The following is a 15,468-nucleotide window of genomic DNA, read 5'->3' on the forward strand; positions in this document are numbered from 1 at the left end:
AGCCGGTCATTGCCCGGGCCGCCCTCCAGAAGATCGTCGCCGAGACCGCCATACAGCGTGTCGTTCCCCGCCCCGCCGTCCAGCCGGTCGTCGTCCTCACCGCCGAAGATCAGGTCATTGCCCTCGCCACCGTAAAGCGTGTCGCGGCCCGCCCCGCCCTCCAGCCGGTCATTGCCCGGGCCGCCCTCCAGAAGATCGTCGCCGAGACCGCCATACAGCGTGTCGTTCCCCGCCCCGCCGTCCAGCCGGTCGTCGTCCTCGCCGCCGAAGATCAGGTCATTGCCCTCGCCACCGTAGAGCGTGTCGCGGCCCGCCCCGCCCTCCAGCCGGTCATTGCCCGGGCCGCCCTCCAGAAGATCGTCGCCAGGACCGCCATACAGCGTGTCGTTGCCGGAACCGCCGGAAAGCGTGTCGTCGCCCTCCCGCCCGTCGAGGAGGTCGTTGCCGAGCCCGCCACCCAGAAAATTGGCCTCTCCGTCCCCCAGCAGGGTGTCCGCCCCGTTGCCGCCGATCAGCCCCTCGATCCCGTAGAACTGATCTCCCAGGGCAATGCCGGTGTTCTGCGACGGCATCAGCAGGTCCACACGCAACCCTGTCGTGCTGTCGGCGTATGAGGCGATGTCGAACCCTGCGCCGCCGTAGAGGATGTCTGCGCCCGCCCCGCCGAGCAGCGTGTCGTCGCCGTCGCCGCCGTACAGCGTGTCGTTGCCCGCCCGCCCGGACAGGCTGTCGTTGCCTGCCCCGCCGTAAAGCCGGTTGGCACCGCTGTCGCCGGCCAGAGTATCGTTGAAGGCCGATCCCTCCAGATCCTCGATCGACACGAAGACATCCCCCTGCGCCTCGCCGCTGTTCAGTGTCGGCGTTGCCAGGTCGGCAAGCACCCCCGCCGTGGCCTCGGCATAGCTGGCAAGGTCGATCCCGGCCCCGCCATCCAGCCGGTCGGCCCCGAGACCTCCGAACAGCCTGTCGTCGCCATCGCCGCCATAAAGGCTGTCGTTGCCGGCACCGCCGTAAAGCACATCCGCGCCGCCCATGCCGTGCAGCGTGTCGTTGCCCGCCCCGCCATGGACCAGATCCGCCGCAGCCGAGCCGGAGAAGTGGTCGGAGAACCCCGTCAGGATGAACCCTTCGATGCTGATGAACGTGTCGCCCTGCGCTTCGCCCTGGTTGAGGCCAGGCGTCGCAAGGTCGATGCGGACCGCGGAGGTCGCCGTCTCGTAGCTGGCGAAGTCAAAGCCGTTGCCGCCGTCCAGCCGGTCCGCTCCCTCGCCGCCGATCAGCGTATCGTTGCCGTCGCCGCCATATAGGCTGTCGTTGCCCCCGCGCCCCTCAAGCCGGTCGTTGTTGCCCAGCCCGAAAAGCATGTTGGCCTGCCCGTCACCGCAGATCGTGTCGGCCCCTTGGGTGCCTTCCAGATCCTCGATCGAGACATAGATGTCGCCCGCCGCCTCGCCGGTGTTGAGGCCCGGATTGGCGAGATCGGCGACAAGGCCCGACTTGGCCTCGCGATAGCTTGCCCGGTCGCGGCCCGCGCCGCCGTCCAGGAGGTCGGCCCCTACCCCGCCCAGCAGCGTATCGTTGCCGTTGCCGCCATAAAGGCTGTCGTTCCCCGCGCCGCCGCTGAGCCGGTCGTTGCCGTCCAGCCCCTCGATCCGGTTGTCTTCTGCATTGCCGGTCAGGGTGTCGGAGAAATAGGATCCGATGATCCCCTCGATCGAGACATAGACCTGCCCGGCCGCCATCAGGGTGTTGTGGTGCGGCGATTCCAGGTTGACCCTGATCCCGGCCGTGGACCCGGTGAGGATGATGGTGTCGAAGCCGTCTCCGCCATAGATCGTGTCGGCCCCGAGCGAGATCAGGAACATGTCGTCGCCGGCACCGCCATAGAGGATGTCGATCTGGTTGGTGCCGTGGATCAGGTTCGCAGGATCGGGAGGCGTCGGCGGCGCGTGCCACAGGCCGATGAAGTCGCGCAGCTGGAAATTGCCGGGCAGCAGCGGCAGGCCGTTGGACGAGATCAGCTCCAGCGTTTCGTCGCCATAGGTGATCAGCGCGCCGGTGGCGGTGGCGGTGATGGTCAGCGCTGCCAGCGAATGGATGCGGCCCCAGGCGGAAAGGTCGATCCGGTCGATCCCGAACTGGAAATCGGCGATCACGTCGTGTTCGCCGTCCAAGGCCATGACGAAGAGGTCGGCCCCCGCCCCGCCGAACAGCGTGTCGCTGCCGCCGCCGTCCGCCAGGATGTCATTGCCGGCGCCGCCCAGGATGACCTCGGCCCCGTCGCCGCCGACGATCATGTCCGACCCCGCCGTTCCGGTCAGCGTGTCGTCCGAGGACCCTCCGGTCTGGATCGGCGACAGCGTGCCGGGGTCGATCTGCAACCGGGTGATCCCGGCGCCCTCGGTGGCGATGAACAGCTCGATCACCCCGTTCACCACGCGCGCGGTCATCGCGGTGATGTTGTCGAACGGCAGGCCCTGCCCGCTGAGCAACTGGCCGCAGTTGGCCAGGCGCCCGTCGGGCATCAGCGTCATCACCGTCAGCCCGTCGTCTCCGCCGCCGGCGATGACGAAAACCCGGTCGCCGACCTGCGCGGTCGCCAGCGTCTGCACCGACTGGAACCGGGTATCCAGCGTGTCGATCACATGGTCGGTGACGGTCATCGCCCCGTTCGGCGCCAGCGCGATCACGCTGATCGACGAGGAGACGGTCGAGGCGAGGATCAGGTAGGTGGTCCCCCCCATCTCGACCACCCGGACCGCCGAGGGGTCGGCGATCCCCAGCCCCTGCGGCGCGCCGATGACGGTCGGATGTCCCAGCGTGCCATTGGCCGCGATCGGAAAGGCGCGCAGCACATCGGCCTCCAGCGAGAGGCTGACCAGAAAGCGCTGCCCTGCGACCGAGACCGAGATCATCGCGCCGATGTCGATGCCGGTATGCGGGCCGTCCAGCACCCTGGTCCCGACCAGCGTCATCGTGCCGTTGGCGGCCACGGAATAGGCGTAGATCGTGCTTTCGCCCATCCGCGCGGCGTAGAAGTAGGTGGCGCCGCCGACCTGCACGACGGTCTGCGCCGCAATTGCGCCGACAAGGCTGCCCGGCAGCTGGATCGGGCTGTTCAGCGCGCCGGTCGCGGTGATGGCGAAGGCATTGACGCCCGCCTGGTTGGCGCCGGTCACGATCAGATGCGGTGTTCCGTTGATGACCACGGTCTCGATCCTGGCCGGGGCGGGCAGCGCCGTGCCGGGGGCGATGTTTTTCTGATCGACCAGCGCCATCGCGGCCCCGACCTCCAGCGCAAGGACGCCGCCGCCGGCCCGGGTCGCGGTGTAAAGCAGCGTCTTGCCGCCCTGAACCACCAGTTCCAGATCGCAAATGCCCGAGATCACGTTCACCGGCGCCGCCGTGAACGTTTCCACCACCAGAAAGTTGATCACCTTCGGCCCCACAAACACCCATGTACCCAAGGGGAAGGATGCCGGCAGAACCCCTAATGCCCGATGATCCGATCAGGGCGGAATCACGGCGATTGATCCGGATTTTCGGCAAACCCGAAATGACCGGACCCGCCCGGCGGTGCGTCGGCGACGAGAAGGCGAAGTCGCACGAGGAGCCGGGTTCAGACGAACTGCTCGCCGATCAGCCGCTCTTCCAGCCCGTGACCCGGGTCGAACAGCAGCCGGTGACTGACGCTGTTGTCAGATCGCACCTCGACGCTGACGACATCGCGCACCGAGGACCGGCTGTCGGCGTCCGCCATCACCGGGCGCTTGCCGGCCTCGAGCACGTCAAAGCGCACCACCGCGCTGCGTGGCAGAAGCGCGCCCCGCCAGCGCCGGGGCCGGAAGGCCGACATCGCAGTCAGCGCCAGCACGTCCGAGCCCACCGGGAGGATCGGCCCGTGCGCCGAATAGTTGTAGGCCGTGGACCCCGCCGGCGTCGCCACCAGCGCCCCGTCGCAGACCAGTTCCTCCATCCGCACCCGGCCATCGATGGACACCCGCAGCTTCGCCGCCTGCGGCCCCTGCCGAAGAAGCGAGACCTCGTTGATCGCCTGCGCCTCGGTGACCTTGCCTTTTGCATTCTCGGCCCGCATCACCAGGGGATGGATCACCGTCTCTTCCGCCGCCGCCAGCCGGGCCGGCAGATCCTCGACCGCAAAGGCGTTCATCAGGAACCCGATCGTGCCGCAGTTCATCCCGTAGACCGGCAACCGCTGCCCATGCGCCGCGTGCAGGGTCTGCAACATGAACCCGTCGCCGCCCAGCGCCACGATCACATCTGCCGCCCGCGCCTCGGCCTGGCCATAGCGCGCGGTCAGCGCAGCCAGCGCCGCCACCGCCGCCGGGGCCTTCGAAGCCGTGAACCTGATCCTCACCTGCCCCTCCCGCGCCGAGTTGCCCGAACCTTGACCGGGCCGGCCCCGAAACTCAACCCCTCCCTCCGGGCACAGGTCTCTGCGGGCCTGCCGGCACCGTCCGGTGCCGATGGCAGGAATATTTCGCCCTGAGCGCCGATCATGTCGGATTCCTGCCTTTTCCGGCAGCCGTCCATGCTCTAGATAGCCGCGCACACCAAGGCCCCGGAGGACACCCATGAACGCTTCCCACCGCGATACCGGCTTTTTCACCGAATCCCTGTCCTCGCGCGACCCGGAACTCTTCGGTGCCATCACCCGGGAACTTGGCCGCCAGCGCGACGAGATCGAGCTGATCGCCAGCGAAAACATCGTCTCGCGCGCCGTGATGGAGGCGCAGGGCTCGGTGATGACCAACAAATATGCCGAGGGCTACCCGGGCAAGCGCTATTACGGCGGCTGCCAGTATGTGGACATCGCGGAGAACCTGGCCATCGAGCGCGCCTGCAAGCTGTTCGGCTGTGCCTTCGCCAACGTTCAGCCGAACTCCGGCTCCCAGGCCAACCAGGGCGTGTTCCAGGCGCTGCTGAAACCCGGCGACACCATCCTGGGCATGTCGCTGGATGCCGGTGGCCACCTCACCCACGGCGCGGCCCCGAACCAGTCGGGCAAATGGTTCCACGCCGTGCAGTATGGCGTGCGCAAGCAGGATCTCGAACTGAACTACGACCAGGTCCAGGAACTGGCCACGGAACACAAGCCCAAGCTCATCATCGCCGGCGGCTCGGCCATCCCCCGGATCATCGACTTCAAGCGCATGCGCGAGATCGCCGACAGCGTGGGCGCCTACCTTCTGGTGGACATGGCGCACTTCGCGGGCCTCGTGGCCGCGGGCCTCTACCCCAGCCCCTTCCCGCATGCCCATGTCGCCACCACCACCACGCACAAGACCCTGCGCGGGCCGCGCGGCGGGATGATCCTGACGAACGACGAGGACATCGCGAAGAAGGTCAACTCGGCGATCTTCCCCGGCATCCAGGGCGGCCCGCTGATGCATGTCATCGCCGCCAAGGCCGTCGCCTTCGGCGAGGCGCTGCGCCCCGAATTCAAGACCTATCAGCAGCAGGTCGTCAGGAACGCCCAGGCCCTTGCGGACGAGCTGATGAAGGGCGGGCTCGACATCGTGACCGGCGGCACCGACACCCATCTGATGCTCGTGGACCTGCGCCCCAAGGGCGTGAAGGGCAACGCCACCGAAAAGGCCCTGGGCCGCGCGCATATCACCTGCAACAAGAACGGCATCCCCTTCGACACCGAAAAACCCACCATCACCTCCGGCGTCCGCCTCGGCACGCCTGCCGGCACCACGCGCGGCTTCGGTGAACCCGAATTCCGCCAGATCGCCCGCTGGATCATCGAGGTCGTGGACGGGCTGGCCGCCAACGGCGAGGACGGCAACAGCGCCGTCGAAGCCAAGGTGAAGGCCGAGGTCGAGGCCCTCTGCCAGCGCTTCCCGATCTACCCCGACCTCTGAGCCCTCGGGCAGTCACCGATCCCGCGACGCGCGCGTCTGCCTTGTGCGTGCCGCGGGCGCCCCGGCTTTGCCTTCGCCACACACCCCCGCCAAGGGCAGCCGGGCTGTCTTGCGTCCTTCGCGCGGGACGGCGAGACAAAGGGCCTTCGCGCGGAACGCGCCCCTTTCGACTCCCGCCCCGAGCCAGGGACGGGCCACCCCAGGCTTGACGCGGCCCCCGCCCGCCGGTCACATCCCCTGACACCCGCCGCAGGACCCGGATGACCGCGCCCGACACCCGTTCCCTTGAACACCGCATGGGCGACTGGGCCCGCGCCCGGCTCCCTTTCGCCGTGGCCGAACTGGTCATGTTCGTCCTGAAACAGGGCTGGGCCTGCCTGTTCGGCGGCCTCCTTCTTGTCGCGATCATCGCCACCCGGCTGATCTGGCAACCCGACTGGCCCCTTCACCGCTACGACGCGCTCTTCCTGTTTGCCATCGGCACGCAAGCGGTCTTCCTGTGGGCCAGACTCGAAACCTGGGAGGAAGCCCGCGTCATCCTTCTTTTCCACCTCACCGGCACGGCGATGGAGTGGTTCAAGGTCCACGCAGGCTCCTGGGCCTATCCCGAGCCGGGGATCTTCAAGCTGATGGGCGTGCCGCTTTTCTCGGGCTTCATGTATGCCGCAGTCGGCAGCTACATGGCCCGCGTGATCCGCGTCTTCGACATGAAATTCGCCCCTTATCCCAGCTTTCCGCTGACCGTGGCGCTGGCGGTCGCGATCTACGTCAACTTCTTCGCCCACCACTTCCTGCCCGACATCCGCCATGCGCTGTTTGCCGCGACCGTCGCGCTGTACTGGCGCACCCGCATCTGGTTCCGCATCCACGACCGGCACTGGTGGATGCCGCTGCCGGTCGCTGCCTTGCTTGCCGCCTTCGCCCTCTGGGTCGCCGAGAACGTGGGGACCGCGACCGGAACCTGGATCTATTCCGGCCAGGGGAAGGGAGAGCTGGTCAGCCTGGCCAAGCTTGGGTCCTGGTATCTTCTGCTGTATGTGGCCTTCGTCACCGTGACCCTGGTCACCCGACGCGCGCTGCATGACGGGGCGCTGGACCTTCGCCCCCCGGCCACAAGGGATGCGGAACCGAAGGCACCTGCAAGCTAGTCCTTGCGACACCTCCGGAAACCGGAACGGCCCGCCGTGAAGCGGTTCTCAGAAATAGCCCCGCCAGGCCAGGAAACCGAAGATCGCAACGGCCAGCACCAGCACGCCGAAGCCGACCGATCCGATCATGCCCGCGAACAGATCCCGGCGCCGGCTGACCGGATCGATGGCGACCAGATGCTTCAGGCAGATGTCATAGGCTTCGGTCACATCGCTCATGTCGATCTGACCCAGAAGCTTGGGGTTCTGCGCCTTCTGCGCCGACGTCGCCAGCAGCTTCCCCGCATCCCGAACCTTCCGCGGCAGCAGGCGTCCGGCACGCTTCAACTTGGCGGCAAGCCCCTTGCCGCCCACACCCAGCCTCTCCTCCAGAAGCTGCGCCACCCGATCCGCCATCTGCTGGATCGTCACCGCACTCATCCTGCCACCCTCCGCCACCCCGCCGAACCTAGTGGCGATTGCGCGGATGTTCAACCGCCGAGACAAGGCAAGGCTGGCCTGAAGCCTGCGAAATCGCTATGAAAACCCATGCTCGCCACGATCCGCCACCCCGCCGCCACCGCCGCCGAGGCCCCGACACTCGTCATCGCCCACGGGCTGTACGGCTCGGGCCGGAACTGGGGCGTCATCGCCCGCCGCCTGGCCGACCGGCGCGAGGTGGTGGCCGTGGACATGCGCAACCATGGCGAGAGCCCGCGCCTGCCGACCCAGGGCTATCCCGAGATGGCGGATGACCTTGCCGAGGTCATTGCAAGCCTGGGCGCGCCCGTCGATCTTCTGGGTCACTCGATGGGCGGCAAGGCGGCGATGCAGCTGGCGCTGACCCGGCCGGACCTGATCCGCCGTCTGGTGGTGGCCGACATCGCCCCGGTCGCCTATGCCCATGACCAGACGCGTAACGCCCGCGCCATGGCCGATCTGGACCTGACGCGGATCGCCTCGCGGGCCGAGGCCGATGCCGCGCTTGCGGCCCGTATCGAGGATCCGGCGCTGCGGTCCTTCTTCCTGCAATCGCTGGACCTGCGCCAGCATCCGCCGCGCTGGAAGCTGAACCTGCCGGTGCTGGAGGCCGAGATGCCGAAGATCGTCGGCTGGCCCGGCACGCAAGGCCGATTCGACAGGCCCGCCCTGTTCCTGACCGGGGCGGAAAGCAGCTATGTCCGCCCCGAACACCGCGACACGATCCGCGCGCTGTTCCCGATGGCGCGCTTTGCGAAGATCCCCGGCGCCGGCCACTGGCTGCACGCCGAAAAGCCGCGCGCGTTCGAAGAGACCGTCCGCGTCTTCCTGGAGACCTAGCCGATCTGGCGCGCGACAAGCCAGCTGACCGGCAGGGCCAGGGCCGCGCCCACCGCCGCCGCGCCGACGATCGGCCAGAGCGTGCCGTATCCCAGGGTCAGCACCAGCACGATCCCCGACCCGGCAAGCGCTGTGCCGATCATCGAGAACAGGATCATCATCAGGCGCATGGCTGCCACCTCCTGCCTTGACGCAACGCGGCTGGTCTGTCACGCCACGCGCCGCGCCGCCTTGATCGGGGTCAAGTCGCGACGGAAGGCCGCAGGGTGCCGGCTCAGGCCGCGGCCAGGATCCCGCGCAGCGCGGCGTCCGACAGGCTGACCGGATTGCCCTTCATCGACGAGGCCGCCATCGCGGCCGCGGCAATCTTGGCATGGCGATCCTCTGTCACCCCAAGGGCGGCAAGCCCCGGCAGGCCTTCGGCCCGGGCCCAGGTCTGCAAGGCCGCCGGCGCTTGTTCTGCCGAGGCGCCAAGCGCCTTGGCCAGCAGCGCGCAGACCGCGTCCAGCCTTTCCCGAGCGGCGCCCGAGGCAGCCGCGCGGTTCGCCGCCAGCACCGGCCCCAGCAGCGCACCGCAGATCGCGCCATGCGCCGCTCCGGTCAGGCCGCCGATCACGCCGGCAAGGCCATGCACCGCGCCAAGGCCCGCATTGGCCAGCGCCAGACCGCCGCACAGGCTGACCCAGGCCATATGGTTACGCGCCTGCGGATCCTCTCCGCGCATCAGCCGCATCAGCGCAGACAGGCCGAGCGCGATCGCCGGGCGGCTAAGCGCGTCGGTGTAGGGGGTGGCCTTGCAGGACACGAAGGGCTCGATCACCTGCGTCACCGCATCCAGGCCCGAGGCCAGCGTCACCGCCTTCGGGCAGCCGTCGGTCAGGCCAGGATCGACGATGGCCAGCCGCGCGACCATCCGGTCGTCGCGCAGGCTGACCTTGCGACCGTGGTCAGGCAGGCCAATGACGGCATTCTTCGTCACCTCTGCCCCGGTCCCCGCTGTCGTCGGGATCGCGATGAAGGGCAAGGGATCGGCCTTCAGGGGCAGGCCCTTGCCCAGGACCTCCAGATGGTCCATCGGCCCGTCCGGGGCCGGGATCAACGCGGCCAACGCCTTGCCGAGGTCGATGGCCGCGCCACCGCCCAGGCTCGCGACCCAGGCAGGACGATGAGAGCGCGCCAGGCCAAGCGCGGTTTCCAGATCGGCAAGCGTCGGCTCGCCCGCGCAGGGCAGCGCCAGCACCTCTGGCCCCAGCGCCTCGACCAGCCAGGCGGCCCGGGCCGGGTTCGCGCCGTGGACGACGACCCCGCGCGCCCCGAAGGCCCGGATCAGCGCCGGGGCCTTCGCGGCCTCGCCCCGGCCGAACAGGATGCGCCCCGGCTGGGTGATCCCGAAGGGGGTCATACCGACATCGTGGCGGCGATGGCCCTGCCCCAACGGGCGTATTTCGCGTCGCGGGTGGCGGCGTCCATCGCAGGCTCGAAACGCCGGTCAAGCGCCCAGGATCGGGCGAATTCCTCCGGCCCGCCGATGACGCCCGCCTGCATCGCCGCCAGGTAGGCAGCCCCCAGAGCCGTCGTCTCGGTCACCCGGGGCCGGTCCACCGGGGCGCCGAGGATGTCGGCCAGGAACTGCATGGTCCAGTCGCTGGCCGTCATGCCGCCGTCAACCCGCAGGACACCATCCGCCGCCGCGCCCCAGTCGGCCCGCATCGCCTCCAGCAGGTCGCGGGTCTGATAGCCGACACTTTCCAGCGCCGCCCGGGCGAACTCGGCAGGGCCGGAGTTGCGGGTCAGCCCGAACACCGCCCCCCGGCAATCCGGCCGCCAGTAGGGCGCGCCAAGGCCGGTGAAGGCGGGCACCAGGATCACCCCCTGCGCTTCCTCGGCGGCTTCGGCCAGGGGCTGGGTCTCCTTCGCCTCGCGGATGATTCTGAGGCCGTCCCGCAGCCACTGGACCACGGCGCCGGCGATGAAGATGGAGCCTTCCAGCGCGTAGGTCGGCTTGCCTTGCAGCTGGTAGGCGATGGTGGTCAGCAAGCGGTTCTTCGACGGCACCATGTCGGCGCCGGTGTTCAGCAGGGCAAAGCAGCCGGTGCCGTAGGTGGACTTCATCATGCCCGGCTGGAAGCAGGCCTGCCCCACGGTCGCCGCCTGCTGGTCGCCCGCGACGCCCAGGATCGGGATCTCGCGGCCGAAGAGGTCGGGGCGCGTGGTCCCGAAATCTGCGGCGCAGTCGCGGACCTCGGGCAGGAGGGACATCGGAATGTCGAGCAGGGCGCAGATCTCGGCGTCCCAGCGGCCCTCTGCGATGTTGTAGAGGAGCGTGCGGGAAGCGTTGGTGGCGTCGGTGGCGTGGACCATGCCTCCGGTCAGGTTCCAGATCAGCCAGCTGTCCACCGTGCCGAAGGCCAGTTCGCCCTTCTCGGCGCGGGCGCGGGCGCCCTCGACGTGGTCGAGCAGCCACTTGACCTTGGTGCCTGAGAAGTAGGGGTCGAGCAGGAGGCCGGTCCCGGCGGTGATGCTGGGTTCGTGGCCCTGCTCTTTCAGGGCGGCGCAGGTGTCGGCGGTGCGGCGGTCCTGCCAGACGATGGCGGGGTGGATCGGCTGGCCGGTGGCGCGGTCCCAGATCAGGGTCGTCTCGCGCTGGTTGGTGATGCCGATGGCGGCGATGTCGGTGGCCTTGATGCCCCCCTTCTCGATCGCGGCCCGCGCCGTGGCGGCGACGGTGGACCAGAGATCGGCGGGGTCATGCTCGACCCAGCCGGGGCGGGGGTAGTGCTGGGGGAACTCTTCCTGGGCCTGGGCGACGGGGCGGAGCGCGGCGTCGAACAGGATCGCGCGGGAGGAGGTGGTGCCCTGGTCGATGGAAAGGATATGGGTCATTGGGTCGGGCCTGTTGATCGGGCGCCGCGCGCGGCGCGAAATCTGGCTGAACGATTTCAAGGGGTTGGCTGTGGACGTTCAGGAAATCTTAACGGTTGATCGGTGCCGGACGCCAGCCGCCGGGTGCCAAGACTTTTCGAAAAGTCTTGCAAATTCCTTCGAAGGAATTTGGTCCCGGGCGGAACACTCGCGCTCCGCCCGGGTCCGTTCGGCTTACTGCCAGGACTTGATCAGCTCGTCGTAGCTGATGGTCTTGGGCTCTTCGTCCTCGTTCTCCAGCTTGGCGACCGGAGCGCCCGGCGCGTCAAGCCAGACCTGCGGGTCCTGCGGCTCGTTCAGCTTCGGGCCGATGTCGCCCTGGACGCCCGAACGCTCCAGACGCTCCAGCACCTTCTCCTGCTCGGCGCAGAGCGCATCGAGCGCCTCCTGCGGGGTCTTGGCCCCCGACATGGCGTCGCCGATGTTCTGCCACCACAGCTGCGCCAGCTTGGGATAGTCAGGCACGTTGGTCCCCGTCGGCGACCACCGCACGCGGTCGGGCGAGCGGTAGAACTCGATCAGGCCGCCCAGTTTCGGCGCGCGGTCGGTAAAGGACTGATGCTGGATCGTCGATTCACGGATGAAGGTCAGGCCGACGTGGCTCTTCTTCACGTCCACGGTCTTCGAGGTGACGAACTGGGCGTAGAGCCAGGCCGCCTGCGCCCGGTCCACCGGGGTGGATTTCAGCAAGGTCCAGGAACCGGCGTCCTGATAGCCGACCTTCATGCCCTCTTTCCAGTAGACGCCATGCGGGCTGGGCGCCATGCGCCACTTGGGCGTGCCGTCCTCGTTCATCACCGGCAGGCCGGGCTTGACCATGTCGGCGGTGAAGGCGGTGTACCAGAACATCTGCTGGGCGATGGAGCCCTGCGCCGGCACCGGACCCGCCTCGCCGAAGGTCATGCCCTGGGCCTCGGGGGGCGAGTATTTCTTGAGCCACTCGATAGCCTTGGTCACGGCATAGACCGCCGCCGCGTCGTTGGTCGCCCCGCCGCGCGAGGTGCAGGAGCCGACGGGACGCGAGTTTTCATCCACGCGGATGCCCCATTCGTCCACCGGCAACCCGTTCGGTTCGCCCACGTCGCCCATGCCGGCCATCGACATCCAGGCGTCGGTGTAGCGCCAGCCGAGGCTCGGATCCTTCTTGCCGTAGTCCATGTTGCCATAGACGCCTTTCGCGGGTCCGCCGATGTAGGACATGTCGCGGCCGGTGAAGAATTCGGCGATGTCCTCGTAGGCCGACCAGTTGACCGGCACGCCGAGGTCATAGCCATACTTGGCCTTGAAGTCCTCCATCGTCTTGGGGTCGGTGAACCAGTCGTAGCGGAACCAGTAGAGGTTGGCGAACTGCTGGTCGGGCAGCTGGTAGACCTTGCCATCCGGGCCGGTGGTGAACTTCAGCCCGATGAAGTCGTTCAGGTCGAGGTTCGGGTTCGTCACCGCAGCGCCTTCGCCGGCCATCCAGTCGGTCAGGTTGCGCGCCAGCTGATAGCGCCAGTGCGTGCCGATCAGGTCGCTGTCGTTGATGTAGGCGTCATAGATGTTCTCGCCCGACTGCATCTGCGTCTGGAGCTTTTCCACCACGTCGCCTTCGCCGATCAGGTCGTGGGTGACCTTGATGCCGGTGATGGCGGTGAAGGCCGGGGCCAGCACCTTGGATTCGTATTCATGCGTGGTGATGGTTTCCGAGACGACCTTGATCTCCATGCCCTGATAGGGCTTGGCGGCGTCGATGAACCACTGCATTTCCGCTTCCTGTTCGGCGCGGGACAGGGTCGAAAGATCGCCGATCTCGGCATCGAGGAAGGCCTTCGCCGCCTCCATGTCGGCCCAGGCCGGGCCCTGCATCGCCATCAGCGCAAGCGCCATGGCTGTTGCGGTGGAACGTAGTCTCATCGTGATTCCTCCCAGAATTGAGACATTGCCTTTGGTCTTGCCCGGTCCGGTCGCCCGGTCCGGGGTCGTCAGAACCCGCGCCTAGACCCAGCGGAACACCGCGAAGGCATAGGCGAGGGAGAGGATCATCGCGCCCCAGAGTGCGTCGGGACCCGCGAAGTAGAGCCAGCCGAGATGGATGAAGGCCGAGCCCAGAAGGGTGATGAACAGCCGGTCGCCGCGCGTGGTCTCGATCCGCAAGAGGCCGACGCGCGGGGTTTCGGGAAAGCGGATCGCCAGCAGCGTCATGAGGATGAGGAGGCTCGCGATGCACCAGAAGAACAGCGCGACCGGGAAGGTCCAGGCCATCCAGAAGCCGGGGATCAGCTGCGCGGTCCAGTCCTTGACGCCGTCCTTGACCGGGACGGCGGCATAGAGGGCCGCGAGGATCGTCAGCATGATCGCGGCGATGACCAGATAGACCGTGGTCCAGCGGGTGGTGGTCATGGCGTCGGTCCCTGTTCGGTAGCAACCCCGCCCCGGACCTGATCCGGGGCCTCGTGGTCCCGGGCGCGGTGCCGGTGGAGGGGGAGGTCCCGGGTCGGGCCCGGGACGGGGTCTGTCTGTGGCAGGCGGTCGGTCATCACACCCTCCCCAGGGCGAAGCCCTTGGCGATGTAGTTGCGGACGAAGTAGATCACCAGCGCCCCCGGCACGATGGTCAGGACCCCGGCGGCGGCCAGCACGCCCCAGTCCATGCCGGATGCGCTGACGGTGCGGGTCATCACGGCGGCGATGGGTTTGGCATCGGTGGTGGTCAGGGTGCGGGAGAGGAGAAGCTCGACCCAGGAGAACATGAAGCAGAAGAAGGCGGCAACGCCGATTCCGCTGGCGATCAGGGGCATGAAGATCTTTACGAAGAACTTCGGGAAGGAGTAGCCGTCGATATAGGCGGTTTCGTCGATTTCCTTGGGCACCCCGCGCATGAAGCCTTCCAGGATCCAGACCGCGAGCGGCACGTTGAAGAGGCAATGCGCGAGGGCCACGGCGATGTGGGTGTCGATCAGGTTCATCGCCGAATACAGCTGGAAGAACGGCAGCGCGAAGACGGCAGGCGGCGCCATGCGGTTCGTCAGAAGCCAGAAGAACAGGTGCTTGTCGCCCATGAAACTGTAGCGGCTGAAGGCATAGGCCGCGGGCAGGGCCACGGTGATGGTGATGACCACGTTCATCGTGACGTAGATCATCGAGTTGACATAGCCCATGTACCAGGACGGGTCGGTCAGGATGACCCTGTAGTTGCGGAAGGTCAGGTCCTGCGGCCAGAGGGTGAAGGCCCCCGTGATCTCGGTATTGGTCTTCAGGCTCATGCCGATCAGCCAGTAGATCGGGATGAGCAGGAAGAGGAGGTAGATCGTCATCACGACGGCGTTCGGACGGATGCGCATCAGCGGTTCTCCTCCCCGGATTCGGCGCGGTCGAGGTTGGTCATGACGGTGTAGAAGACCCATGAGATCAACAGGATGACCAGGAAGTACATGATCGAGAAGGCGGCGGCGGGGCCGAGGTCGAACTGGCCGGTGGCCATTTTGGCAAGGTCGATCGACAGGAAGGTGGTGGAGTTGCCTGGGCCGCCGCCGGTGACGACGAAGGGCTCGGTATAGATCATGAAGCTGTCCATGAAGCGCAGAAGGACGGCGATGAGGAGGACGCCCTTCATCTTCGGCAGTTCGATGTAGCGGAAGACGGACCAGCGGGTGGCCTGGTCGATCCGGGCGGCCTGGTAATAGGCCTGCGGGATCGACTGGAGGCCCGCGTAGGCAAGAAGCGCCACCAGCGAGGTCCAGTGCCAGACGTCCATCACGATGACGGTGATCCAGGCGTCCAGCGGGTCGTTGGTGTAGTTGTAGTCCACCCCCATCGCGGCGAGGGTATGGCCCAGCAGGCCGATGTCCACCCGGCCGAAGATCTGCCAGATCGTGCCGACGACGTTGAAGGGGATCAAGAGCGGCAAGGCCATCAGGACAAGGCAGAAGCTGGCCCAGAAGCCCTTTTTCGGCATGTTCAGCGCAATGAAGATGCCGAGCGGCACCTCGATCGCCAGGATGATGAGCGAGAAGATGACCTGCCGCCCCAGGGCCGCGCGCAGGCGTTCGGAATGGATCATGTCGTCGAACCATTCGATCCCGGCCCAGAAGAACTGGTTGTTCCCGAAGGTGTCGTTGAAGGCGTAGTTGACCACGGTCATCAGCGGCAGGATGGCCGAGAAGGCCACCAGCACGAGGACCGGAAGGACCAGGAACCAGGCCTTGTTGTTCTGGGTCTTTTCCATGG

Annotated in this window: 13 protein-coding genes; 3 read left to right on the forward strand and 10 right to left on the reverse strand. The window is 67.4% G+C overall.

Features of this window, described 5'->3' with window-relative positions; translation table 11 throughout:
• Both G8O29_RS14015 and G8O29_RS14020 read right to left on the reverse strand, forming a co-directional pair.
• On the reverse strand, nt 1–3,437 hold a 3,437-nt coding region (locus G8O29_RS14015; protein ID WP_166403854.1), incomplete at its 3' end, for a M10 family metallopeptidase C-terminal domain-containing protein.
• A 182-nt stretch (nt 3,438–3,619) separates the two neighbouring features.
• Nucleotides 3,620–4,378: an NAD kinase gene (locus tag G8O29_RS14020; protein WP_367890183.1), complete on the reverse strand. Its 759-nt coding sequence runs from the start codon at nt 4,376–4,378 to the stop codon at nt 3,620–3,622.
• 217 nt (nt 4,379–4,595) lie between these two features.
• Here G8O29_RS14020 and glyA point away from each other — a divergent pair, with 217 nt between their 5' ends.
• Both glyA and G8O29_RS14030 read left to right on the forward strand, forming a co-directional pair.
• Nucleotides 4,596–5,891, forward strand: a complete 1,296-nt coding sequence (glyA, locus tag G8O29_RS14025) for a serine hydroxymethyltransferase (protein WP_166403856.1) — start codon at nt 4,596–4,598, stop codon at nt 5,889–5,891.
• 260 nt (nt 5,892–6,151) lie between these two features.
• Nucleotides 6,152–7,039 (forward strand): DUF817 domain-containing protein, encoded by an 888-nt coding sequence (locus G8O29_RS14030; protein ID WP_242679122.1) that lies wholly within the window; start codon nt 6,152–6,154, stop codon nt 7,037–7,039.
• A 48-nt stretch (nt 7,040–7,087) separates the two neighbouring features.
• Here the strand turns inward: G8O29_RS14030 and G8O29_RS14035 are convergent, their stop codons facing one another.
• On the reverse strand, nt 7,088–7,513 hold the full coding sequence (locus G8O29_RS14035) for a hypothetical protein (protein ID WP_207623837.1): 426 nt from the start codon (nt 7,511–7,513) through the stop codon (nt 7,088–7,090).
• A 54-nt stretch (nt 7,514–7,567) separates the two neighbouring features.
• Here G8O29_RS14035 and G8O29_RS14040 point away from each other — a divergent pair, with 54 nt between their 5' ends.
• Complete coding sequence (locus tag G8O29_RS14040) at nt 7,568–8,338, forward strand: alpha/beta fold hydrolase (protein WP_166403859.1); 771 nt, start codon at nt 7,568–7,570, stop codon at nt 8,336–8,338.
• On the opposite strand, the gene G8O29_RS14045 is transcribed toward G8O29_RS14040, so the two are convergent.
• The 7 genes from G8O29_RS14045 to G8O29_RS14075 form a co-directional block, all read right to left on the reverse strand.
• The gene (locus G8O29_RS14045) at nt 8,335–8,508 is read right to left on the reverse strand and encodes a hypothetical protein (RefSeq protein WP_166403860.1); all 174 of its coding nucleotides are present in this window, start codon (nt 8,506–8,508) and stop codon (nt 8,335–8,337) included. The genes G8O29_RS14040 and G8O29_RS14045 overlap by 4 nt on opposite strands.
• A gap of 104 nt (nt 8,509–8,612) precedes the next feature.
• Nucleotides 8,613–9,740 (reverse strand): iron-containing alcohol dehydrogenase, encoded by a 1,128-nt coding sequence (locus G8O29_RS14050; protein WP_166403861.1) that lies wholly within the window; start codon nt 9,738–9,740, stop codon nt 8,613–8,615.
• A complete protein-coding gene (gene glpK / locus G8O29_RS14055; RefSeq protein ID WP_166403862.1) occupies nt 9,737–11,221 on the reverse strand; it encodes a glycerol kinase GlpK in 1,485 nt (494 codons plus the stop codon). Before glpK ends, G8O29_RS14050 begins: the two co-directional genes overlap by 4 nt.
• Nucleotides 11,222–11,434: 213 nt before the next feature.
• Nucleotides 11,435–13,156, reverse strand: coding sequence for an ABC transporter substrate-binding protein (locus G8O29_RS14060; RefSeq protein WP_166403863.1), 1,722 nt, complete (start codon nt 13,154–13,156; stop codon nt 11,435–11,437).
• Between the two features lie 81 nt (nt 13,157–13,237).
• The gene (locus tag G8O29_RS14065) at nt 13,238–13,642 is read right to left on the reverse strand and encodes a DUF2160 domain-containing protein (protein ID WP_166403864.1); all 405 of its coding nucleotides are present in this window, start codon (nt 13,640–13,642) and stop codon (nt 13,238–13,240) included.
• A gap of 136 nt (nt 13,643–13,778) precedes the next feature.
• Nucleotides 13,779–14,582 (reverse strand): carbohydrate ABC transporter permease, encoded by an 804-nt coding sequence (locus tag G8O29_RS14070; RefSeq protein WP_166403865.1) that lies wholly within the window; start codon nt 14,580–14,582, stop codon nt 13,779–13,781.
• Nucleotides 14,582–15,466, reverse strand: a complete 885-nt coding sequence (locus G8O29_RS14075; protein WP_166403866.1) for a carbohydrate ABC transporter permease — start codon at nt 15,464–15,466, stop codon at nt 14,582–14,584. Before G8O29_RS14075 ends, G8O29_RS14070 begins: the two co-directional genes overlap by 1 nt.
• Nucleotides 15,467–15,468: the final 2 nt, after the last annotated feature.

The sequence above is a fragment of the Rhodobacter calidifons genome (genome assembly GCF_011174775.1).
GTDB lineage: Bacteria > Pseudomonadota > Alphaproteobacteria > Rhodobacterales > Rhodobacteraceae > Tabrizicola > Tabrizicola calidifons.